The sequence below is a fragment of the Flavobacterium sp. genome (genome assembly GCF_044341185.1).
Lineage (GTDB): Bacteria > Bacteroidota > Bacteroidia > Flavobacteriales > Flavobacteriaceae > Flavobacterium.
The window spans coordinates 24,227-43,316 of sequence record NZ_JBIISE010000020.1; the positions used below are offsets into that span (position 1 = coordinate 24,227).

The 19,090-nt window shown below is 29.9% G+C and carries 21 protein-coding genes and 1 riboswitch; of the genes, 9 read left to right on the top strand and 12 right to left on the bottom strand.

Annotated features, from left to right (window positions below; translation table 11 throughout):
- Positions 1-37: 37 nt before the first annotated feature.
- The 3 genes from ACIQZ1_RS05915 to ACIQZ1_RS05925 are packed head-to-tail and all read right to left on the bottom strand — an operon-like array spanning position 38 to position 1,661.
- Positions 38-694: a hypothetical protein gene (locus ACIQZ1_RS05915; protein ID WP_396159933.1), complete on the bottom strand. Its 657-nt coding sequence runs from the start codon at positions 692-694 to the stop codon at positions 38-40.
- 33 nt (positions 695-727) lie between these two features.
- Positions 728-1,267 carry a YceI family protein gene (locus ACIQZ1_RS05920; protein WP_396159935.1) on the bottom strand — a complete coding sequence of 180 codons (540 nt, stop codon included), beginning with the start codon at positions 1,265-1,267 and terminating at the stop codon, positions 728-730.
- A 34-nt stretch (positions 1,268-1,301) separates the two neighbouring features.
- Positions 1,302-1,661 carry a hypothetical protein gene (locus ACIQZ1_RS05925; protein WP_396159937.1) on the bottom strand — a complete coding sequence of 120 codons (360 nt, stop codon included), beginning with the start codon at positions 1,659-1,661 and terminating at the stop codon, positions 1,302-1,304.
- A gap of 69 nt (positions 1,662-1,730) precedes the next feature.
- Between ACIQZ1_RS05925 and ACIQZ1_RS05930 the strand changes: the two genes are divergently transcribed.
- Genes ACIQZ1_RS05930 through ACIQZ1_RS05950 form a run of 5 tightly spaced genes read left to right on the top strand, consistent with a single transcriptional unit; the run spans position 1,731 to position 5,265 of the window.
- Positions 1,731-2,108 carry a hypothetical protein gene (locus ACIQZ1_RS05930; protein ID WP_396159939.1) on the top strand — a complete coding sequence of 126 codons (378 nt, stop codon included), beginning with the start codon at positions 1,731-1,733 and terminating at the stop codon, positions 2,106-2,108.
- A gap of 2 nt (positions 2,109-2,110) precedes the next feature.
- Positions 2,111-2,962 (top strand): DUF5777 family beta-barrel protein, encoded by an 852-nt coding sequence (locus tag ACIQZ1_RS05935; protein WP_396159941.1) that lies wholly within the window; start codon positions 2,111-2,113, stop codon positions 2,960-2,962.
- Between the two features lie 3 nt (positions 2,963-2,965).
- A complete protein-coding gene (locus ACIQZ1_RS05940; RefSeq protein ID WP_396159943.1) occupies positions 2,966-3,475 on the top strand; it encodes an ankyrin repeat domain-containing protein in 510 nt (169 codons plus the stop codon).
- Between the two features lie 18 nt (positions 3,476-3,493).
- A complete protein-coding gene (locus tag ACIQZ1_RS05945) occupies positions 3,494-4,249 on the top strand; it encodes a T9SS type A sorting domain-containing protein (protein WP_396159945.1) in 756 nt (251 codons plus the stop codon).
- Positions 4,250-4,308: 59 nt separating this feature from the next.
- Entirely contained in the window at positions 4,309-5,265 is a 957-nt protein-coding gene (locus ACIQZ1_RS05950) for an ion channel (RefSeq protein WP_396159947.1), read from the top strand.
- A gap of 12 nt (positions 5,266-5,277) precedes the next feature.
- Here ACIQZ1_RS05950 and ACIQZ1_RS05955 read toward each other — a convergent pair whose 3' ends face one another.
- The 3 genes from ACIQZ1_RS05955 to rmuC are packed head-to-tail and all read right to left on the bottom strand — an operon-like array spanning position 5,278 to position 7,557.
- A complete protein-coding gene (locus ACIQZ1_RS05955; RefSeq protein ID WP_396159949.1) occupies positions 5,278-5,823 on the bottom strand; it encodes an acyl-CoA thioesterase in 546 nt (181 codons plus the stop codon).
- 11 nt (positions 5,824-5,834) lie between these two features.
- Positions 5,835-6,200, bottom strand: coding sequence for a 6-phosphogluconate dehydrogenase (locus ACIQZ1_RS05960; RefSeq protein WP_396159951.1), 366 nt, complete (start codon positions 6,198-6,200; stop codon positions 5,835-5,837).
- 10 nt (positions 6,201-6,210) lie between these two features.
- A complete protein-coding gene (rmuC, locus tag ACIQZ1_RS05965) occupies positions 6,211-7,557 on the bottom strand; it encodes a DNA recombination protein RmuC (RefSeq protein ID WP_396159953.1) in 1,347 nt (448 codons plus the stop codon).
- A 141-nt stretch (positions 7,558-7,698) separates the two neighbouring features.
- Between rmuC and ACIQZ1_RS05970 the strand changes: the two genes are divergently transcribed.
- A complete protein-coding gene (locus ACIQZ1_RS05970; protein WP_396159955.1) occupies positions 7,699-8,283 on the top strand; it encodes a pseudouridine synthase in 585 nt (194 codons plus the stop codon).
- A gap of 11 nt (positions 8,284-8,294) precedes the next feature.
- On the opposite strand, the gene ACIQZ1_RS05975 is transcribed toward ACIQZ1_RS05970, so the two are convergent.
- Genes ACIQZ1_RS05975 through ACIQZ1_RS05985 form a run of 3 tightly spaced genes read right to left on the bottom strand, consistent with a single transcriptional unit; the run spans position 8,295 to position 11,263 of the window.
- On the bottom strand, positions 8,295-9,074 hold the full coding sequence (locus ACIQZ1_RS05975; RefSeq protein WP_396159957.1) for an ABC transporter ATP-binding protein: 780 nt from the start codon (positions 9,072-9,074) through the stop codon (positions 8,295-8,297).
- A gap of 27 nt (positions 9,075-9,101) precedes the next feature.
- Entirely contained in the window at positions 9,102-10,130 is a 1,029-nt protein-coding gene (locus ACIQZ1_RS05980) for an iron chelate uptake ABC transporter family permease subunit (RefSeq protein ID WP_396159959.1), read from the bottom strand.
- Positions 10,131-10,132: 2 nt separating this feature from the next.
- Positions 10,133-11,263 carry an ABC transporter substrate-binding protein gene (locus ACIQZ1_RS05985; RefSeq protein WP_396159961.1) on the bottom strand — a complete coding sequence of 377 codons (1,131 nt, stop codon included), beginning with the start codon at positions 11,261-11,263 and terminating at the stop codon, positions 10,133-10,135.
- Positions 11,264-11,327: 64 nt separating this feature from the next.
- A riboswitch (cobalamin riboswitch) is annotated at positions 11,328-11,531 on the top strand.
- Positions 11,532-11,606: 75 nt separating this feature from the next.
- On the opposite strand from ACIQZ1_RS05985, the gene ACIQZ1_RS05990 reads away from it, so the two are divergent.
- From ACIQZ1_RS05990 to ACIQZ1_RS06000, 3 genes are all read left to right on the top strand, one after another.
- On the top strand, positions 11,607-13,529 hold the full coding sequence (locus tag ACIQZ1_RS05990) for a TonB-dependent receptor plug domain-containing protein (RefSeq protein ID WP_396159963.1): 1,923 nt from the start codon (positions 11,607-11,609) through the stop codon (positions 13,527-13,529).
- A gap of 113 nt (positions 13,530-13,642) precedes the next feature.
- Entirely contained in the window at positions 13,643-14,164 is a 522-nt protein-coding gene (locus ACIQZ1_RS05995; RefSeq protein WP_396159965.1) for a DUF4252 domain-containing protein, read from the top strand.
- 4 nt (positions 14,165-14,168) lie between these two features.
- Positions 14,169-14,702 carry a DUF4252 domain-containing protein gene (locus ACIQZ1_RS06000; RefSeq protein WP_396159967.1) on the top strand — a complete coding sequence of 178 codons (534 nt, stop codon included), beginning with the start codon at positions 14,169-14,171 and terminating at the stop codon, positions 14,700-14,702.
- Positions 14,703-14,753: 51 nt separating this feature from the next.
- Here ACIQZ1_RS06000 and ACIQZ1_RS06005 read toward each other — a convergent pair whose 3' ends face one another.
- From ACIQZ1_RS06005 to ACIQZ1_RS06015, 3 genes are all read right to left on the bottom strand, one after another.
- Positions 14,754-17,594 carry a GH92 family glycosyl hydrolase gene (locus tag ACIQZ1_RS06005; protein ID WP_396159969.1) on the bottom strand — a complete coding sequence of 947 codons (2,841 nt, stop codon included), beginning with the start codon at positions 17,592-17,594 and terminating at the stop codon, positions 14,754-14,756.
- Positions 17,595-17,677: 83 nt separating this feature from the next.
- Positions 17,678-18,085 carry a hypothetical protein gene (locus ACIQZ1_RS06010; RefSeq protein ID WP_396159971.1) on the bottom strand — a complete coding sequence of 136 codons (408 nt, stop codon included), beginning with the start codon at positions 18,083-18,085 and terminating at the stop codon, positions 17,678-17,680.
- Between the two features lie 14 nt (positions 18,086-18,099).
- Positions 18,100-18,939: a GIN domain-containing protein gene (locus ACIQZ1_RS06015; RefSeq protein ID WP_396159973.1), complete on the bottom strand. Its 840-nt coding sequence runs from the start codon at positions 18,937-18,939 to the stop codon at positions 18,100-18,102.
- Between the last annotated feature and the right edge of the window lie 151 nt (positions 18,940-19,090).

The following is a 19,090-nucleotide window of genomic DNA, read 5'->3' on the forward strand; positions in this document are numbered from 1 at the left end:
TGAATTTGGGATATTTTAGTCCGTATTAAAAAGTAAATTACATGCCTCCTAATTCTTGTTGTAATTCTTCTTGAGTTACTTTTTTGTATCCTTCTGGCACATTAAAGCAAGACGCTGAAGGTGCTTTGTCCACAGAAGTAGCTAATAAAACCACTTTGCCTTTTTCGCTGTTTACTTCAACTTCTAAAGGAAATCCAGAAAGTTTTAATTTATCTGTAGGTAAAGATTGTACCGCAATAGCTTCCGTAATATAAAAGGTATTCACTACTCCGCTGTTCATTGTTACTAAAGCTTTATAACATTTATATCCTAAAATTTCTTTAGTTGCTTTTTTATCATAAGTAACTGATTCGGCATCTTTTAATGATGCAACATCTGTATTTGCAAATCCTTCAGCTTCACCTGTTACTTCATATTTTTTACCCATCATATCCATTAACATTCTGGTTTCTTTTGGGTTATTTTTGTCAATAGAAATTGTTTTTACAGAAATCATTCCGCCCATCATATCCAGTTGAGTTGCTGAAGATTTTTCATTAAAAGAAATTTTAATGGTGTTAGTTCCCATTGCTGCCATTTCTTCATTATCTGGCATAGTCATTTCATACGTTACCGCTCCTGTTTTTGTTTGCGCATAAAATTGAGTAGATACAATTGCAAAGGCAACGAATGCTAATTTTTTTAAGTTTTTCATGTGTAATTGGGTTTAAATTTAAAGATTAGTAAATTATTTTAATAAGAAGTTACAATTTAAAGTTACTTTTTTTGAAACTTTTTTTGAAACAACACTTGGTATTTCAATATCAAAGTCGGATACATTAACGTTAAAATCTGATTTAATCTCTATATCTGAACCTATTTTTTTTATTTTTGCAATCGAAGTAATGTCTTTACTTTTTCCGTGAAGTTCTAATTTACCTTTAATAGTAAAATCTTTTAATGTAGAAGTTAATTTAGTTTCATCAAAATTCTCAATTTTACCTTTAAAAGTTGCTTTAGGAAATTTGGAACTTTCAATATAATTTTCGTTAAAATGTTCTTCCATTAAAGCTATTTTAAATCTAAAACCTTTCATTAAAGCTAAAACAGCAATTTCGCCATTGTTACTATTCAATATACAAGTTACCGCGTTATTCTTCGCTTTAATTTCTTCAAAAGAAGGAACTGAAGCTTCAAAACTAATGATGCCAGTTTTTGTAATTTTTTTTTCTTGAATTGGTGATAAACTTACTAATAATAACCATCCAATTAGGGCAATTTTTTTCATATAATTATATTTTGATGGTAGCTATTTTTGAAATTTATTCTAAAAGTCCGTCAGTATTCCAATCAATAATTAAATCAATAGTGTTTTGTGGTAGTCGAGTTCCTTGGTATGGCATCATTCCTGATGCGCCTTGTACTCTTGAAATACGATCTAAAAGTCCATTGTTTAGAACAGATGTTTTTACTTGATTATACGTTACTAAAGACGTTTGTGCGCCAGCCGATGGCGTTGTACCATGGCAAGCCACGCAATTATTATCTATAATTGGCTTTATGTTTTGTATGTATTTAGTTGTATTTGAAGTTATTGGAATTGTTAAATCATCTTCCGAATGATTACTACAACCAAAAACAAAAAATAAGGTACTAAAAATTAAATAATGTATTTTATTCATGTTAAAATCGTTTTATATTCACAATATTACAAAATAATTTATAAGTTTGTACATAGAGAATTAAAATATATGAAAAAAATAGTAATTGGTTTAGTTGTACTGTTTGCGATACTATTGGTGTCTTACAAATATTTATATCATGCACACAGAGATATAGCAAATGAGGAAGCTGTTTTTTCAGTATCAGTGAAACAAGTTTCTAATGATTTTTTGCAAGATGAAGCCAAAGCAAATTTAAAATACTTAGATAAGTCAATACAAATTACGGGAAAAGTTACTAATGTTGATACAGTAAACAAAACTATAGTATTGGACGAAAAAGTATTATTACTATTAAAAGACGCTAATGTTGTTAAATTAAATGAAACTATTTTGGTTAAAGGAAGAGTAATTGGATACGACTCTTTATTAGAAGAAATTAAAATAGATCAAGCTGAAATTAAATAATTATGATAAAGAAAATTACTTTTTTATTTTGTGTATTTCCATTTTTAATGGTTGCTCAAGACGATTTACTAAAAGAAATCGATACGTTATCTGATTCAAATCAATCAGAAACAGCAGCATTTAAATCATTAAAAATTGTAAATTTAGAATCTACAAAATTGGCAGCGAAAGGCGACATGTATTTTGTTGTTGCACACCGTTTTGGATATTTAGATAAAGGTTTTGAAGACTTTTTCGGTTTGGATGAAGCTAATACGCGTTTACAATTTGTATATGGATTAACCAATGGTGTTACGATACATGCTTCTCGTTCTGGATTTCAAAAAACCTATGAATTTGCTACAAAATATAGATTATTTGGACAGAAAAAACAAGGATTTCCTTTTGAAATTGTCGGGTTTAATAGTTTAGCTATCAATACGGAATTAGAAAAAACAACATTACCAAAATTAGAGTTTTCAGACCGTTTGGCTTATGTCAATCAAATTTTAATTTCAAGAAAATTTAATGATAATTTATCATTAGAAATCGCACCAACACATTTTCATCAAAATTATGTAGCCAATAATTCTCAAGACAATAGTCAATTTGCATTGGGTTTAGGAGGTAGATATAAGTTTACCAAACGTTGGTCGTTTAATTTAGATTATGCTGCGCATTTGAATCGCGCATCAAACTCAGATTTTAAAAACCCACTATCTATAGGTTTTGATTTAGAAACGGGTGGTCATGTGTTTCAAATGCACTTTACAAACTCACAAGCCATGCATGAATCAGGATATTTAGGAAATACTTCTGGTAGTTGGAATGATGGAAAAATTGCTTTTGGATTTAATTTAATTCGAGTTTTTTAATTTATGAAAGTAATATTTTTCTTTTTATTTATTTTTTCAACTACTTTTGCACAGAAAGATGTTTTTACTGTGTCCAGAAATGGGAGTCTTTTGGAATTAAAAGAATTAATTAAGTCAGATATAGATTGCATAAATAAAATAAATGAGAATGGATATTCTACTTTAATTTTAGCTATTTATTCTAATAATATTGAAGTTGCAAATTATTTATTGCAAAATGTAAACAATATTAATTATCTTTCTAAAAGTGGTTCAGCATTGATGGCAGCAGTAATCAAAGAAAATTATAAATTTACAAAACAATTAATTGAAAAAAAAGCCAATCTTGATTTTCAAGATTCAAATGGTCAAACTGCCCTAATTATGGCAATAAATACCAATAATTTACCAATAATTGAGCTTTTAATTTCGGCTCAAGCAAATGTTAAAATTAAAGACAATTACAATAAAGAAGCCCTTGATTATGCTCTTAAAACAAATAATCAAAAAATTATTAAACTACTAAATTATTAACCATTACACATTTAAATTATGAAAAAAATTTTACTTTTTACACTATTTCTTCTATGCATGAGTGCTACAGCACAAAATCATACTACTGGAGTAATCAATTTGACTTCAGGTTATACCGTTAAATTTGATACTAATCCAACGACGGTAACAATGACTTTAGTTGGTCCATCTGATAAATGGTTAGGGCTTGGATTTGGAATGACTTCAATGTTTACATCTGGTGATGGTGTTATTGCATCTGGAGCTTCAGCTACTTTAACTGATAGAAATTTTACGGGATCAGGAAGCACTCCAAATACAGATTCTGCTCAAAACTGGACAACAACCTCCAATACTGTCGCAGGTACTGTAAGAACAATTGTTGCTACAAGAGCTTTATCAACTGGTGATACCTCAGGTTCAGATTTTACTTTTACAAATTCAACAGCTTCAATTAATTTAATATGGGCTTTAGGTAGTAGCTTAACGTTGAGTCAACATCAATCTAGAGGAAGTGGAGTTTCTGGAACTTTTGCTTTAAGTACTGATTCATTTGCTATGGCAGGATTTAAGTTATATCCAAATCCAGCAGATGACATTTTTGCTATTGAATTACCAAATGAATTTGAAACTGTTGAAGTAAAATTATTTGATGTTGTAGGGAAATTAATTCTTACTAAACAAATTTCTCAATTAGATAACAAAATAGATATAAATAGTTTGGTAGCTGGAAATTATATTGTTAAAGTTACTTCAGATGAAAAAACTTTCAGCACAAATTTAATTATTCAATAATATATTTATAAAAAATATTACTTTTACAAAGTCCCAAATTATTGGGACTTTTTTAATAGATGGCATTACTACATAAAATAAATAAAAAAGCAAAAGCTGAGAACAATACCGGTTTTGGTACCAATTCTCAAAATTATGGCGGTCGGTTCATAAATAAAAACGGGAATGCAAATATTCAAAAAGTGGGTATTGGTTTTTTGGAAGGTATAAGTTGGTATCATACTATGTTAAAAATTCCCAGATGGAAGTTTTTCTTTATTATAATACTTTTTTATTTTATTGTCAATTTGTTTTTTGCTTCCATTTATATGTTAATTGGAGTTGAAAATTTGCGTGGAGTAACCTCCGTTTCAAAAATTGATAAGTTTGGAGAAGCTTTCTTTTTTAGTATTCAAACTTTTACTACTGTTGGGTATGGACATATTAGTCCTTCAGGTTTTTTAGCTAGTTTTGTTGCTGCAGTTGAGGCGTTGTCAGGATTGCTAAGTTTTGCTATAGCAACAGGTTTGTTTTACGGAAGATTTAGTAAACCAAATGCGTTTATTAAGTTTTCAGAAAATGCATTAATAGCACCATATAAAGAAGGGACCGCTTTAATGATGCGTTTGGCGCCACACAAGAATACCAATTTAACTGATGCTGAAGCTTTTGTTACCGTGGGTGTATTAATTGATGAAAATGGAGTAGTTTCTAATAAATTTTATAATTTACCTTTAGAAATGAGTAAAATAAATTCTTTAACTTTAAGTTGGACATTAGTGCATCCAATAGATGAAGAAAGTCCACTATTTAATTTAAATCAATCTGATTATAAAAATACTATTGGAGAAATTTTAGTTTATATAAAAACTTTTGATGATATGTATTCTTCAACAGTTGCAAAAAGGACTTCATACACATTTGATGAGGTTATTTATGGTGCTAAATTTTCCCCAATGTATTCAAAAAATGAATCAAATACCAAAACAGTTTTGCATTTGGAAAATTTAAATTCTTTTACTCGTATAAAAATTTAAAAAATCTGAAATTTATTTTAATTTCAGAAGAACATTATAATTTTCTAAATTATTTAGCGCTTCATTCGAAGAATAATCTAAGGTTACTTCCTCTTTTAAATAATCTTTTTTAGCGGAAATTCTATTGATACTTTCGTAAAAACGTCGCACTTCTTCTAAGGTAGATAAAACAAGCTTTGGAACCTTTACATTATCGCCAGTTTCATTTTTGGCAACCATAGTAAAATAGCTTGAATTGGTATGTTTTACTTTTCCAGTTTGAATATTTTGAGAAGTCACACGAATCCCAACCACCATTGAGCTATTGCCTACATAATTTACACTTGCTTTTAAGGTAACTAATTCGCCGATTTCGACAGGATTCAAAAAATTTACCGTATCAACGGATGCCGTTACGCAATAACTTCCACAATATTTAGAAGCACATGCAAAAGCAATTTGATCCATTAAACTTAGTAAATAGCCACCATGAATTTTACCACTAAAATTACTATGTGAAGGCAACATTAATTCAGATAATGTAATTTTAGAAGCTGCAACTGTATTTGATGTATTCATTTATTTAATATTTAATATGGTGACTTTTCTGGAATTACTTTAGTGATATAATAATTAGAATCGCCCCACCAAGAAAAAGTACCGTAACGTTCAATATATTCTATTCTTACGAATTTTCCTTGATTGTTTTTTAATTGTTCAATTACTTCTGGTTGATTTTCTAAAACAGAAAATGCAAATTTTTGCGATCCAGAAAGTCCTTGACTCAATTCGCCTTCCCAAGTTTTAAAAAAGTATCCTTTATGACTAAACTTAATTAATTCGCTAGTTCGGATGCCATCACTAAAAGATGCGTAATACAAAAAAGTAATATAACTTGTTGTTGCTAATGTAATAGCTAATATGCTATACAATAAAATTTTTTGAATAAATGTCATATTTTTTTTATCAGTTATCAATTTCCGTTACTAAATCATCGTCGTTTTCTGCTCGTTTCAAAATGGCTTCTGGTAAAGCTTTTTTTGCTTTAGCTCCCATCTTCTTTAATTTTTCAGCACTGGTTACTAAATTTCCTTTTCCTTCGGTAAGTTTATTCATTGCTGAAGAATATTCTACTTTGGCTTCATCCATTTTCTTTCCAATTTTAATTAAATCAGAAACAAAACCTTCAAATTTATCATACAAAGCACCAGCTTGACGAGCAATTTCTATGGCATTTTCTTGTTGTTTTTGATTGGTCCACATACTATCAATAGTTCGTAAAGTAGCTAATAGCGTAGAAGGTGTTACAATCACAATGTTTTTTTCAAATGCTTTATTATATAAAGTTAAGTCTTCTTGAAGAGCCAATGCAAAAGCAGGTTCAATAGGAATGAACAACAAAACAAAGTCAGGACTTTCCATTTGATAAATGTCTTGATACCGCTTATCGCTCAATTGTTCTACGTGTCGTTTTACCGAATTCACGTGCTCTTTTAAGTGAATGCTTTGTTGCACATCGTCTTCTTCATTTACATATTTCTCATAAGCTGTTAAAGATACTTTACTATCTACTATCATCTTTTTTCCATCAGGTAAATTGATAATTACATCGGGTAAAATTCTTGTACCTTCTGCAGTTGTAAAGGCTTGTTGAACTTCGTATTCTCGACCTTTTTCTAATCCAGATTTTTCTAATACGCGTTCTAAAACGAGTTCGCCCCAATTTCCTTGCATTTTACTATCACCTTTTAACGCTTTGGTTAAATTGATAGTTTCTTTGCTCATTTGGGCATTCATTTCGCTTAAGCTAACAATTTGTTGACGTAATGCGGCATGATAATCAATACTTTCTTTATGTGTGTCTTCAACTTTTTTCTCAAAATGTAAAATTTTATCTTGTAATGGTGATAAAATATTTTTTAAGTTTTCTTTGTTTTGTTCGGTAAATTTCTGCGTTTTTTCTTCTAAAATTTTATTGGCTAAATTTTCAAATTCTTTAGTAAATTTCTCTTGTAAATGATTTAATTCTTCTTTTTGTTCTTTGGTACGATCTAATAAATTATCAAAATCATTTTCTTTTTTCGCTAATAAAATGGCAAATTCTTCTTTTTCAGTTTGCACTTTTTGTTTTTCGATTTGCAAATTCTGAAACGATGATTTTAATTCTGCAAGTTGATGCGATTGTAATGTTAATTGCCCTTCTAAATTATTTTTTTCAGCATTAGACTGGGTTTTTGAAAGTAGTTTGCCAATATAAAAACCAATGGCTAAAGCAATTAAAATGGCGAATACTAAGATAATGGATGTGTTCATTTTCGGAATATAATTTGTTAGATAGTAAAATTACTATTTTTTTTAAATTTTTCCTCAATTAAAAAAATAAAACACATAAGTTCTTCTAATTTTTAATTTTCTATTATTCTAATTGTTTAGAATTAAAACTATTTTTGCAAAATGAAAACACACCAACATTTTATTTTACACAAGCCGCACGGTTTTATTAGTCAGTTTATTTACGAATTAAAGCGAAATAAAAGAAAACTTGGTGAATTATTTGATTTTCCTGAAGGAACAATGGCAATTGGTAGATTAGATGAAGATTCTGAAGGTTTATTATTGCTAACAACCGACGGAATGATTAGTGAATTGGTGAGAAGTAAAAAAGTAGAGAAAGAATATTACGCGCAAGTGGATGGAATTATTACATTGGAAGCTGTTGAACAACTGAAAAAAGGTGTAGAAATTGGTTTCCACGGTAAAAAATATATAACAAAAAAATGTCAAGCAAATTTGATTCCGAATCCAATGCACATTGGAGAGGGGAGAAGAATTAGAGACGAACGTCACGGACCTACTAGCTGGGTTTCAATTACGTTAACCGAAGGAAAATTTAGACAAGTACGTAAAATGACGTCAGCAGTTGGTTTTCCAACTTTACGATTAATTAGAGTTCGAGTGGGTAATATTGAGTTAGGTAATTTAAAAGCTGGTGAAGTGCGAGAAATTTATAAGGACGATTTTGATAAAATTTTGGAGTAATTTTTAAGTTATTATCTGATAATAAATTTACCGTGTATTTTATCAAAAGCAATATGCTCATCTTTAAATAACGTATCAAAAACACCTTTTTCAATTAAATTGCAAGGCTGATCTTGAATACAGAAACCTTCTGTCATTACTATCATTTCATCACTTAATTGAATGGCCAAATCGATGTCGTGTGTTGAAAATAAAATGCATTTTTCTGTTTCGTGTGCCAGTTTTTGTAATAATTTAAACACCGAAACTTTATGAAACAAATCTAAATGTGTTGTAGGTTCGTCTAATATAATTAAATCAGTATCTTGTGCTAAAGCTCTTGCAATTAATACTTTTTGTAATTGTCCGTCTGAAATTTCGTAATGTTTTTTTTCTATTAAATGTTCAATATCGGTGAGTTGAACTGCGGTTTTAATTTTCGAATAATCTTCATCAGTTAAATTGCCAATCCAATTTGTATATGGTTGTCTTCCTAGAGCAATTAATTCCCAAACAGTTAAATTACTGCTTGGAAGTTTATCGGTTAAAACCAAACTTTGTTGTTGTGATAAATCAGAATTTTCAATAGAAAAAAGATTTTTGTTATTTAAAATTACTTCTCCAGAAATAGGTGTTTGAATAGCTGTAATTGTTCGTAATAATGTTGATTTTCCTATACCATTTCCACCAATTAATGTTATTAACTTACCTTTTAATAATGAAATATTGATATCACTAGCAATGGTTAATACTTCTTTTTTGGAAGTATAACCTATAGTTAGATTTTTGGTATGTAATATGGTGTTATTCATTGATATACTAGGTGGTTAAAAATAATTCTAATGTATGCCTCTTTTTCTTATCAATAACCAAATTACAATTGGCGCTCCTAAAATTGATGTAATTGTATTAATTGGTAAAGTAAAATCTAAACCTGGTAATTGTGAAATCGTATCACAAAGTAACATAATTAGTGCACCTAATACAATGGTTGATAAAAATAATATTTTATGATTACTTGTTTGAAATACTAATTTTGAAATGTGAGGCACCGCTAAACCAACAAATGCAATTGGTCCTACAAAAGCAGTAATGCTTCCTGCTAAAATTCCTGTTGCTATAAAAATTAAATTACGTTGTTTTTTAATATCGATTCCTAAACTTTTTGCATAATTTTCGCCAAGAAGAAATGCATCTAAACTTTTTATCGAGAACAAACTTAAAAACAAACCAATTGCTATAGAAATACTTAATATAGAAATTTGTATCCAACTTAAATTTCCTAAATTTCCCATTGACCAAAATGTGAATTTTTGTAATTGTTCTGCGGTACTAAAATAAGTTAAAACGCTAACAATTGCTCCAGTGAAACTACTAAACATTAAGCCTACAATTAAAATTGAAAGTGTATCTTTTAATTTTTTGGAGACTAAAAAAACTAAAGATAATCCGAATAAACTTCCTAAAATGGAGGCGAATAATATGCCAATACTGGTAACAAAAAGTTCCGCAAAAAAACCTGGTAAAATCGAAGCCCCCATAATTACAAAAGCCACACCCAGACTAGAGCCAGAACTTAATCCCAATACATAAGGTCCAGCTAAAGGATTTCTGAATAAAGTTTGCATCAACAAACCTGAAATTGATAAGCCAATGCCAACTAAAGCAGCTGTAATTGCTTTTGGTAATCGGAAATTGATAATAATATATTCCCACGTGTCTTTTACGTCTCCAAATCCAAAAATTGATTTTGCAACTTCTTTTATAGGAATAGCCACTTGACCAAAACTAATATTTAGTATAAAAACAACTGCTAAACCGACTAGTAAAGAAGAAAATAGGATTTTATGTTGTGCGTTCTTTTTCAATTTTATAATAATTTTTCAAAGAAATATAGTTGATAATTAGGTAATAATTCTGGGTGAAATATTTTTACTAAATCTTTCAACACTAAATCTGGTCGATTTGGCGCCAATTCGTAATAAATTACTCCACCAGTTTTGCCTTTCTTTTTACTAAACGAATAAATATTTTTTGTTTTATAAGCTTTAAATTGCGAATAATGGGGATTTGCATTTTTAATTTCTTCTAATGAGGTATATTGATCCATAAACCAAATATCAGCATTTTTGGCAATACTATATACTTTTTCAAAAGATAAAGAAAGGCTTCCGGTTCCTTTAGTTTTTGCCCATAAATAGTTTCCATTAGCATTGGTAATAAATTTTGCACCCCAACTTTCCCCTTGTGGCAAATACCATTTATCTTCATATAAAGAACCACTAAAAACAGTTGGTTTTGTTTTCGTTTTTTCTACCAATTTTAAAGTCTCATTATATGTTTTTTCAATAGAATTAAAAATTTCATTGGCTTGTTTTTCTTTTCCAAATAGTACGCCAAACAGTTTAATCCATTCTACTTTTCCTAATGGTGATTGTTCGTTCCAATCGCCATTTAAAATTACTTTTAATCCGTTTCTTTCTAAGTTGTCTAAAGTCAGATTACTATTGTCTAAACCATAACCCATAATAATATCTGGTTGTAGATTTATTAAAACTTCTGTATTTAACGATTGATTACTTCCTAATTCTTTTATTTTTCCAGCATCAATTAAGTTCCTAACTTTTTCTGAAGAAATGTAATTTAAATTAGGAAAACCAATTAGTTTGTTTTCTTCTCCAAGCATTTCTAAAGAAGGAATATGCGTAGTAGATGTTAAAACAATAGTTTTAATAGGTACTTGAATTTGAGTGAAATTCTTATATTCTGTTGGAATTACCGAGTTTTTCTTCTTTAAAATATAAGAATATTTCTTTTTTGCATTTGGCCAGGGCGAAGTTACTTCTACAATTGAATAATTTTCTTTTGTGATGATAGATAAGCCTTTAGCGTGTTTTATTTGGTTATTTATAGTGTTTTCTGATGCCTTACTTTCCTTGTTATTACAAGATATAAAAGTAAACAGAAGTAAAAGAAAACTTATTTTTTTAGCAAGATACATTTGTGAAATTTTTTACAAAAGTAAAAGATATTTATATAGTTTGATTTTAATTTTTAATAAATTACTTTTACACCTGAATTTTGGTTGATGTTCTATAACATAGAATAATCATTAAAAGGGAATCAGGTGAAATACCTGGGCTGTTCCCGCAACTGTATGCTATTAAACGTTAGTGTTATCTGCAAATCCACTGTTTCGCTATAAACGAGATGGGAAGGAAGACACTAATAGGCGAGCCAGGAGACCTGCCACATTCATTGAGTATCAAACTTTCGGGAAAAAAGGTTTGGGTATGGGTAATTCTATGCTTTTCTCCCATTTTGGAAAAATTTAAATTAGAAAAATGAAACTAAATTTCATTAAACTATCTGCGTATTTTACGTTGGTAACCTCTTTTACTATTGCTCAAGAGCAAGAACCGTCAAAAACAATTGAAGAAATTGTAATTTCTGACACTAAATTCACGCAAAGCAAAGAAAAATCAGGAAAAATTATTGAAAAAATTACTGCAAAAGATTTAGAAAACAAAAAAGGGCAATCTTTAGCCAATGTTTTAAGTCAAGTAGCCGGTGTAGAAGTAAATGGGAACCAGTCTGGAACAGGAAAAAATTTAGCATATTATATTCGAGGTGGAAGAAGTCGACAAGTTTTAATTGTAATTGATGGTGTTCCAGTAACTGACGCTTCAGGAATTGGATTGCAATACGACTTACGATTGTTGCCCGTAGAGCAAATTGAAAGTATAGAAATTATGAAAGGCGCCGCAAGCACTTTGTATGGTTCGGGTGCCGCAACTGGTTTAATAAATATTACTTTGAAAAAAGCAGTAAAAAAAGAAATTGTTGGAACAGCATATATGAACATAGGTACTCAAAATGTCCCTAATCAGACGAAGACAAGCGCTCAAGATTTCAATCAAGGATTTTCTATAAATGGCACAAAAGGGGTAATTTCTTATTTTACTTCATTAAATAGTTCTGAAACCAAAGGGATTAGTGAAGCCGCAGGTACAAATTTTGAAACCGATTATTTTTCAAGGGTAAATGCCTTGCAAAAAATTGGAATTCAATTTAATTCTAAATTTAGTATTCAGACTTTCGCCAATTATGATAGATTAAAATCTGCTTTTGATGGTGGGAATTTTACTGATGAATCGGCAAATATTTCACTTTCGGAGCAGTTTAGAGTTGGGTTTACACCAAAATATAAATATGCAAATGGGGAATTAAATTTAGTAACTGGTTTTACTAACTTGGAAAGACAGTATGATACTTATAGCACTTGGACTTCAAGTGTTGAAGAATCATATTATAAATCGAGAAGTGTTTCTGTTGATTTGTTTAATAAGTATAATTTTTCAAAAGCATTTTTCTTGATTTTAGGAACGCAATTTCAATTTATGGATATGCAAGAAGAAACTTCTTATGAAAACATTTTAAATTCAAATGCTAATTTTAATGTAATTGATCCGTATGTTACTGCTATTTATTATTCTAATTTTGGTTTGAATATTAATGCCGGTGCTAGATTAAACAAACATAATGTTTATGGAAATCACACAACATTTAATTTTAATCCTTCTTTTAGTTTCAAAAGTGTACCTATAAAATTAATTTCTTCTTATAGCACGGCATACATAACACCTTCATTATATCAATTGTTTTCTCCGTATGGAAATTTAGCTTTAAAACCCGAAGAAAACACGACTATTGAAGCAGGTTTTGAAACAACAATATTCGATAAAAAAGTTACATTAAATACCGTTGGTTTTTATAGAGAACAAGAAAATACTTATGATTTTTTTACAGATCCGACTTCATATGAATCTCAATATATCAATAATTCAAATGTTGTTATTGCAAAAGGAATGGAAACCTCATTAAGTATAAAACCCGTTTCCTATTTTTCTATAAATGGAAATTATACGTTTACACAAGTTGCCGAAGCGCAAAGTAAGTTAATTCCGAAGCATAAAGTTAATGTTTCATTTGATGTAGACTTAACAAAAAAAATGCATTGGAATACCCAATATCAATATGTAGAATCAAGAAACGATGCCTTTTTTGATAGTAATACTTTTGCTACTGTCAATACCGTTTTGGCATCGTATCAAATCTTAAATTCGAATATTTCTTATGAGGTTCTACCAAATAGATTATCTGTTTTTACGGCTGTTACAAATATTTTAGATAAAGATTTTTATGAAAATATTGGATATTCTGCAAGAGGAAGAAATTTTAAATTAGGAATCAATTTAAAGTTTTAAAATTTTCCAAATCGTAAGATTATGCTGCGTTTTTGTTTTATGTAACAATTTTACTTTAATGTTGTCTAATATTTGGAATAGATTTTGATAATTAAATTAAAAAATAGTGAGTTATGAAAAAAATTATTGTTTATGTTGCTTTGATGGTTTCGTCATTAGTGTTTTCACAAAATGCTTTTGATAAATTAGAAGATAAAGATGGGGTAGAAAGCATTGTGGTTTCTAAAAAAATGTTCGATTTAATGAGTAAAGTTAAAGTTGATGCAAAGGACAAAGAAATGCAGCAATATATGAACTTGCTTAAAAAATTAGATAATTTACAAGCTTATTACACCTCACAAGCAAAATGGAGTGGCGATTTAAATGCTGCAGTGGCATCGTATTTAAAATCGAATCCTTTAGATGCGATTTCGTCCACAACGCAAGATGGAAATGTAATTAAAGTATATGGAAAAACAGATGCAAATGAAACCAATGTAAAAGAAGTTTTAGTTGTGGTAAACGGTAATTTTAATGGTGTAAAAACATCAATAGTATCTATTAAAGGCGATTTTCCTTTGAGTGAAATTGCATTACTAGTAAAAAAGTTAAATCTTCCAGGAGCCGATATTTTAAGTAAAATTGATAAAAAATAATTGGATGAATAAGTATATTTCAATTGTGATAATTACTTTATGTATTGGTTGCAAGCAAGAAGCTTCGTTACAAAAATACTTTGTAGAGAGTGGCGAAAAAAAGGAATTTATGGCTTTAGACGTTTCCTCTTCTATTTTAAATATTAATGAAACCAAATTATCTGCATCCGAAAAGAAAGCGTTACAATCATTTGATAAAGTCAATATTTTAGCATTTAAAAAAGACGGAAAAAATAATGTGCAATACACAAAAGAAATAAAAGAAGTTAAAGAAATTTTAAAAGACACTGTGTATCAACCGTTAATAAAACTAAATGGATTAGGGCAAAACGCCTCTATAATGATAGTGGGCGACAATAAAGAAATTGATGAATTAATATTGTTCGGAAATAAGAAAGAATTAGGTTTTACCGTAATTCGAGTTTTAGGAAAGGACATGAAACCAGAAAATGCAATGGAATTTTTAAGTATTCTGCAAAAATCGAATATTGATATGGAGCAATTGAAACCCATATTAAACTTCGTGAATAAAAAATAAGGTTTTAAATATAAAATCCCATAACAGATTAAGTTATGGGATTTTTTTTGATTATTTTATATTTATCTCATCTACAAAAATAAACGCATCACCGCCAAAACCTTGATGCCATTCTGGTAATTTTCCGAAATTTTTGGCGATTACTTTCACATAACGTGCTTTTTTGTTTTTGGTTTCGTTAGCTATGAAATTTAAAATAATGTTTTCCTCAATTTTTGGATCTAAGGTATTGTTTACCGAACCGAAATAGGTAAAATTCACATTATCATCTGAAATATAATACTCCACTTTTGTGGGCATTAAAATCCACGAACGTTGGTCTTGTAAAAATCGTGCTGAAATTTCAGTAACATTTTTCACTTCTTTTAAATCCACCACTGCTTCAAAATCCTGACTTTGGTAGCCTTGCCAATCGCCTTTTCTCCAGTTTTCGGTTCCTAAAATACCATCTAACAAGCCTTCTGGACCACCTGCGTGATATTGTGGATTGTATTTAGATTTGATGTTGATGCTGTAATTGTTTGGTTTTTTGAAGAAGGTGGCGAAAATGGTATTGCTTTGTCCTTCATTTGTTTTTACATAAGCTTCAATTGTTGACGTCTGCAATATTTCAAAAGGTTTTGTGAATTTAACGAACATTTTCTTTGCCAAATGATCGTCTTTATCATTAATGATGAAATAAATATCATCCTTTGAATTTTGAGATTTTAATTCAATCTTCAATTTATCTTTAAATGCTTTACTTTCAGCTTGAATTACTGGAACTGGTATGATTTTTTTAGCATTTATATAATCGATATCTATTGCCTCAACCGCACCCATTTCTTCATGATATTCATTTGACATTTCAAAAAGCATTAATTTTTTTAATGAGGATGATTTAGTTATTTCTCTACTTGGAGAATCAAATTCTAAATTTATTTTTATTTTGTCAAAATAAGGTTCAACCGAACTCCATTCACGTTTTCCAGGTGTCACCGCATAAATCCCCATCGAGCTCAACACATACCAAGCGCTCATTTGACCGCAATCTTCGTTTCCTATTAAACCATCGGGCGTATTTTTGTAGAAATTATTTAAAATGTAATGTACTTTTTCTTTCGTTTTTTCAGGTTTGCCTACATAATTATACAAATACGTCATGTGGTGACTGGGTTCGTTTCCGTGTGCATATTGCCCAATTAATCCGGTAACATCGACTTGCTCTCTACCTGTGGTTTTACTTTCAGCGTTGAAAAGCGCGTCTAACTTAGCTTCAAATTTGTCCTTTCCGCCATGTGCTTGAATTAAACCCTCAATATCTTGTGGTACGAAAAAGGAGTATTGCCACGAATTGCCTTCGGTAAAATTATTGTTGACTTCTCTTGGGTCAAACGGTTTGTCCCAACCACCGTTTTTCTTTGGACGCATGAAACCCGTTTCCCAATCAAAAATATTTTTCCAATTTTGAGAACGTTTCATGAAATACTGGTAATCTTCTTTCTTGTTTAAAAGTTGTGCCATTTGAGCAATACACCAATCGTCATAGGCATATTCCAAGGTTTTAGAAACACTTTCGTGTTCGTCATCCATCGAAATAAAACCGTTTTTCTTGTAGGCTTCTAATCCTAAAACATCGCGCATTGCGGAAGCTTTACTGGCTTCAAAGGCTTTTTCGTAATCAAAACCAGTTATGCCTTTTGCCATCGCATCTGCAATTACAGAAACCGAATGATAACCAATCATACAATCCGTTTCATTAGACGCCAATTCCCAAACAGGTAATCTACCACCTTGTTCGTATTGTTTGATGAACGTATTGATGTAATCAGAAGTTCGTTTTTTATCGATTAAAGTATATAACGGATGCGCACCTCTAAAGGTATCCCAAAGTGAAAAAACCGTGTAATAATCAAATCCTTGTGCTGTGTGAATTTGGTTATCTCTTCCGCGGTATTTCCCGTCCAAATCTTGTGCGATATTGGGTTGCATCATCGTGTGATACAAGGCCGTATAGAAAATCGCTAACTTGTCTTTATCATCAGAAGTGACTTCAATTTTTGATAATTCTTTGTTCCAAAGGGTTTCTGCCTCTTTCTTTACTTTTTCAAAATCCCAATGTTTAATTTCAGAACTGTTTAATTTAGCACCTTCATAACTTGTTGGTGAAAGCGTCACTTTTACGAGGATTTTTTCGCCTTTTTTTACTTGTTTTGAGAAACTTAAAGCCAATTCAGTTCCTTTAAATATTCCTTCTAACTTAGTGTTTTCCTTGTTTTCTTCTTTAACCAGATTCACTTTCAAAGGTACATTAAACTCAATTCGAGCATACACATATTGATCTCTTGCCCAAGCTTCACTTCTTCTAAGAATTTCAATGGTTGTTGGATTTACAATTCGGACTTCACCTAATAATAATTTATCACGATGATTTAAATCTAAAATAATATTAGCTTGACCGTCTTTATTAAACGTATATTCATGAAAACCTACGCGAGTGGATGATGTTAAACGCACATCTATATTGTGTTTGTCTAATTTCACTGAATAAAATCCAGCGGAAGCTTTTTCATTAGTATGCGAAAAAGTTGAGGAATAGACTTTGTTATCAAACGAAGATTCAGCCATAGTTGGCATCAACATAATATCACCATAATCGGAAACACCGGTTCCATTCAAATGCGTATGCGAAAATCCGTAAATAGTACTATCATCATAATGATACCCACTACAGCCATCCCAACTTCCATCAATTCGTGTATCTGGTGAAAGTTGCACCATTCCGTAAGGCACGGTTGCCCCTGGAAATGTATGACCGTGTCCGCCAGTTCCAATAAATGGATTCACGTGTTTGGCAAAATCTTGTGCGAATAATAATGTGGGAAGTAATATAAATAAAATTGCTTTCTTCATGATAGTAGAATATTGTTGATGTAAATTTCAACAAACTATTTGAAAAAAGCAATTTTATAAGAAATTAAATCAAATTGATGAGGTTATTTACCTAGTATACCAAAACGATTAATTGTTTGTAATTCTGTTGTGTTTTCGTCTTTTATTGTATTGGCTTCAAAGGTGAAGTTTTTATCATATAATTTTCCGTTAAGAAAATACGTAAGCATAAAATGATTATCTAATTGTAAAACATTATTTTCTAATAATTCTATTTTTATAGCAGTTTCAGGTAAAACTTCATTAAAAGCATGTCGAAAACTTCCTGTTTTTCTTTCTTCACCATTAATAATTCCAGTAGCACTTGAAACTACCATTGCCATTTCTAATTTTTCTGAAGTAGTGTTTAATAAGTAGGCATACCAACTATTTTCACCAAAATCTTCATTCCATTCTTTAATAGCCACTACATATACGTTTTCTACTTTAGGAATAATAATGTCTTTTTTCATTAGAAGTTACTGCTTTATTTTATTTTTTTAGATAAAGTAGCCGTATTTGTAAATATCTTTAAATCTACTTTTGGTTCTCCTAATAAATCAATTTGAGTATTTCCTGATGCTGAAATTTCAATGGTTTTTTGAGCATTCACTGAACAAGAGGTGTAACCTTCTGCAATTAATTCCATATCAACAACAGTGAATTTTTTAGCCATTAAACTCGAATTATTATCTAATCTTATTTTTGCAATTTGTGCATCACCTTCAATAGTTGCTTGTGATTTTTGGTATAAATCAACCTTAGATTCTGGTGAAGCAATTAATGCTTTTAAATTTGCGTCTTTACTTAATTCAACAACAGATTTCTCTGCTTGAACATTGATTTCTGCTTTCGATTTATCTGTCAAAATTAATGTAAAATTAGTGGACTTCACATTTAAAAAAGATTGGGATTTATCGAAATTTTTAACAGTAATATTTGCTAATGCGATATCTGCAATGGCATTAACTTTACTTTCATGTCGTGCTACGATTGTTTTTAAGCTATCATTATAATTTACTCTTATAGCCATTTTTTTCTCGCCAACTGGTTGTTTTAATGCTGTTAATTTTAGAGTTTTCCCTAAAACATTATAGCTAATTATGTCATGTAAATTATCATCGGCTTCAATTTCAATTGATGTTTTTTCTCCTTTTACGAAATATACATCTAAAAATTCTTCAATTTCTACATGTTCAAATTCTTCTACTTCTTTTACAGAAATGGTTACAATTTTTGAACCTTTTATTTTTTCTAACTTAGCTTGTGCTGTTGCTAATGAAAAGCTAAACAATGTAATTACGAAAAGCGTGATTGATTTTATCATTTTATATAAATTTTTAAATTTTAAGTACAAATATATTAAAAAAAATCCCGAATTAGTCGGGATTTATATGTTGTGATATTAGAATTTCTATCTTAAAAAAAAGATGTTAAAAAATACTTTCTATAAATTGAATTACTAACTGAACAGCAAT

Excerpts from the sequence above, each read along its gene's own strand:
- ACIQZ1_RS05915 (WP_396159933.1), bottom strand. The coding sequence starts at position 694 with ATGAAAAACTTAAAAAAATTAGCATTCGTTGCCTTTGCAATTGTATCT.
- ACIQZ1_RS05945 (WP_396159945.1), top strand. The coding sequence starts at position 3,494 with ATGAAAAAAATTTTACTTTTTACACTATTTCTTCTATGCATGAGTGCT.
- ACIQZ1_RS05925 (WP_396159937.1), bottom strand. The coding sequence starts at position 1,661 with ATGAATAAAATACATTATTTAATTTTTAGTACCTTATTTTTTGTTTTT.
- ACIQZ1_RS05930 (WP_396159939.1), top strand. The coding sequence starts at position 1,731 with ATGAAAAAAATAGTAATTGGTTTAGTTGTACTGTTTGCGATACTATTG.
- ACIQZ1_RS05935 (WP_396159941.1), top strand. The coding sequence starts at position 2,111 with ATGATAAAGAAAATTACTTTTTTATTTTGTGTATTTCCATTTTTAATG.
- rmuC (WP_396159953.1), bottom strand. The coding sequence starts at position 7,557 with ATGAACACATCCATTATCTTAGTATTCGCCATTTTAATTGCTTTAGCC.
- ACIQZ1_RS05920 (WP_396159935.1), bottom strand. The coding sequence starts at position 1,267 with ATGAAAAAAATTGCCCTAATTGGATGGTTATTATTAGTAAGTTTATCA.
- ACIQZ1_RS06005 (WP_396159969.1), bottom strand. The coding sequence starts at position 17,594 with ATGAAGAAAGCAATTTTATTTATATTACTTCCCACATTATTATTCGCA.
- ACIQZ1_RS06000 (WP_396159967.1), top strand. The coding sequence starts at position 14,169 with ATGAATAAGTATATTTCAATTGTGATAATTACTTTATGTATTGGTTGC.
- ACIQZ1_RS05940 (WP_396159943.1), top strand. The coding sequence starts at position 2,966 with ATGAAAGTAATATTTTTCTTTTTATTTATTTTTTCAACTACTTTTGCA.
- ACIQZ1_RS05975 (WP_396159957.1), bottom strand. The coding sequence starts at position 9,074 with ATGAATAACACCATATTACATACCAAAAATCTAACTATAGGTTATACT.
- ACIQZ1_RS06010 (WP_396159971.1), bottom strand. The coding sequence starts at position 18,085 with ATGAAAAAAGACATTATTATTCCTAAAGTAGAAAACGTATATGTAGTG.
- ACIQZ1_RS05960 (WP_396159951.1), bottom strand. The coding sequence starts at position 6,200 with ATGACATTTATTCAAAAAATTTTATTGTATAGCATATTAGCTATTACA.
- ACIQZ1_RS05950 (WP_396159947.1), top strand. The coding sequence starts at position 4,309 with ATGGCATTACTACATAAAATAAATAAAAAAGCAAAAGCTGAGAACAAT.
- ACIQZ1_RS05955 (WP_396159949.1), bottom strand. The coding sequence starts at position 5,823 with ATGAATACATCAAATACAGTTGCAGCTTCTAAAATTACATTATCTGAA.
- ACIQZ1_RS05990 (WP_396159963.1), top strand. The coding sequence starts at position 11,607 with ATGAAACTAAATTTCATTAAACTATCTGCGTATTTTACGTTGGTAACC.
- ACIQZ1_RS06015 (WP_396159973.1), bottom strand. The coding sequence starts at position 18,939 with ATGATAAAATCAATCACGCTTTTCGTAATTACATTGTTTAGCTTTTCA.
- ACIQZ1_RS05985 (WP_396159961.1), bottom strand. The coding sequence starts at position 11,263 with ATGTATCTTGCTAAAAAAATAAGTTTTCTTTTACTTCTGTTTACTTTT.
- ACIQZ1_RS05970 (WP_396159955.1), top strand. The coding sequence starts at position 7,699 with ATGAAAACACACCAACATTTTATTTTACACAAGCCGCACGGTTTTATT.
- ACIQZ1_RS05995 (WP_396159965.1), top strand. The coding sequence starts at position 13,643 with ATGAAAAAAATTATTGTTTATGTTGCTTTGATGGTTTCGTCATTAGTG.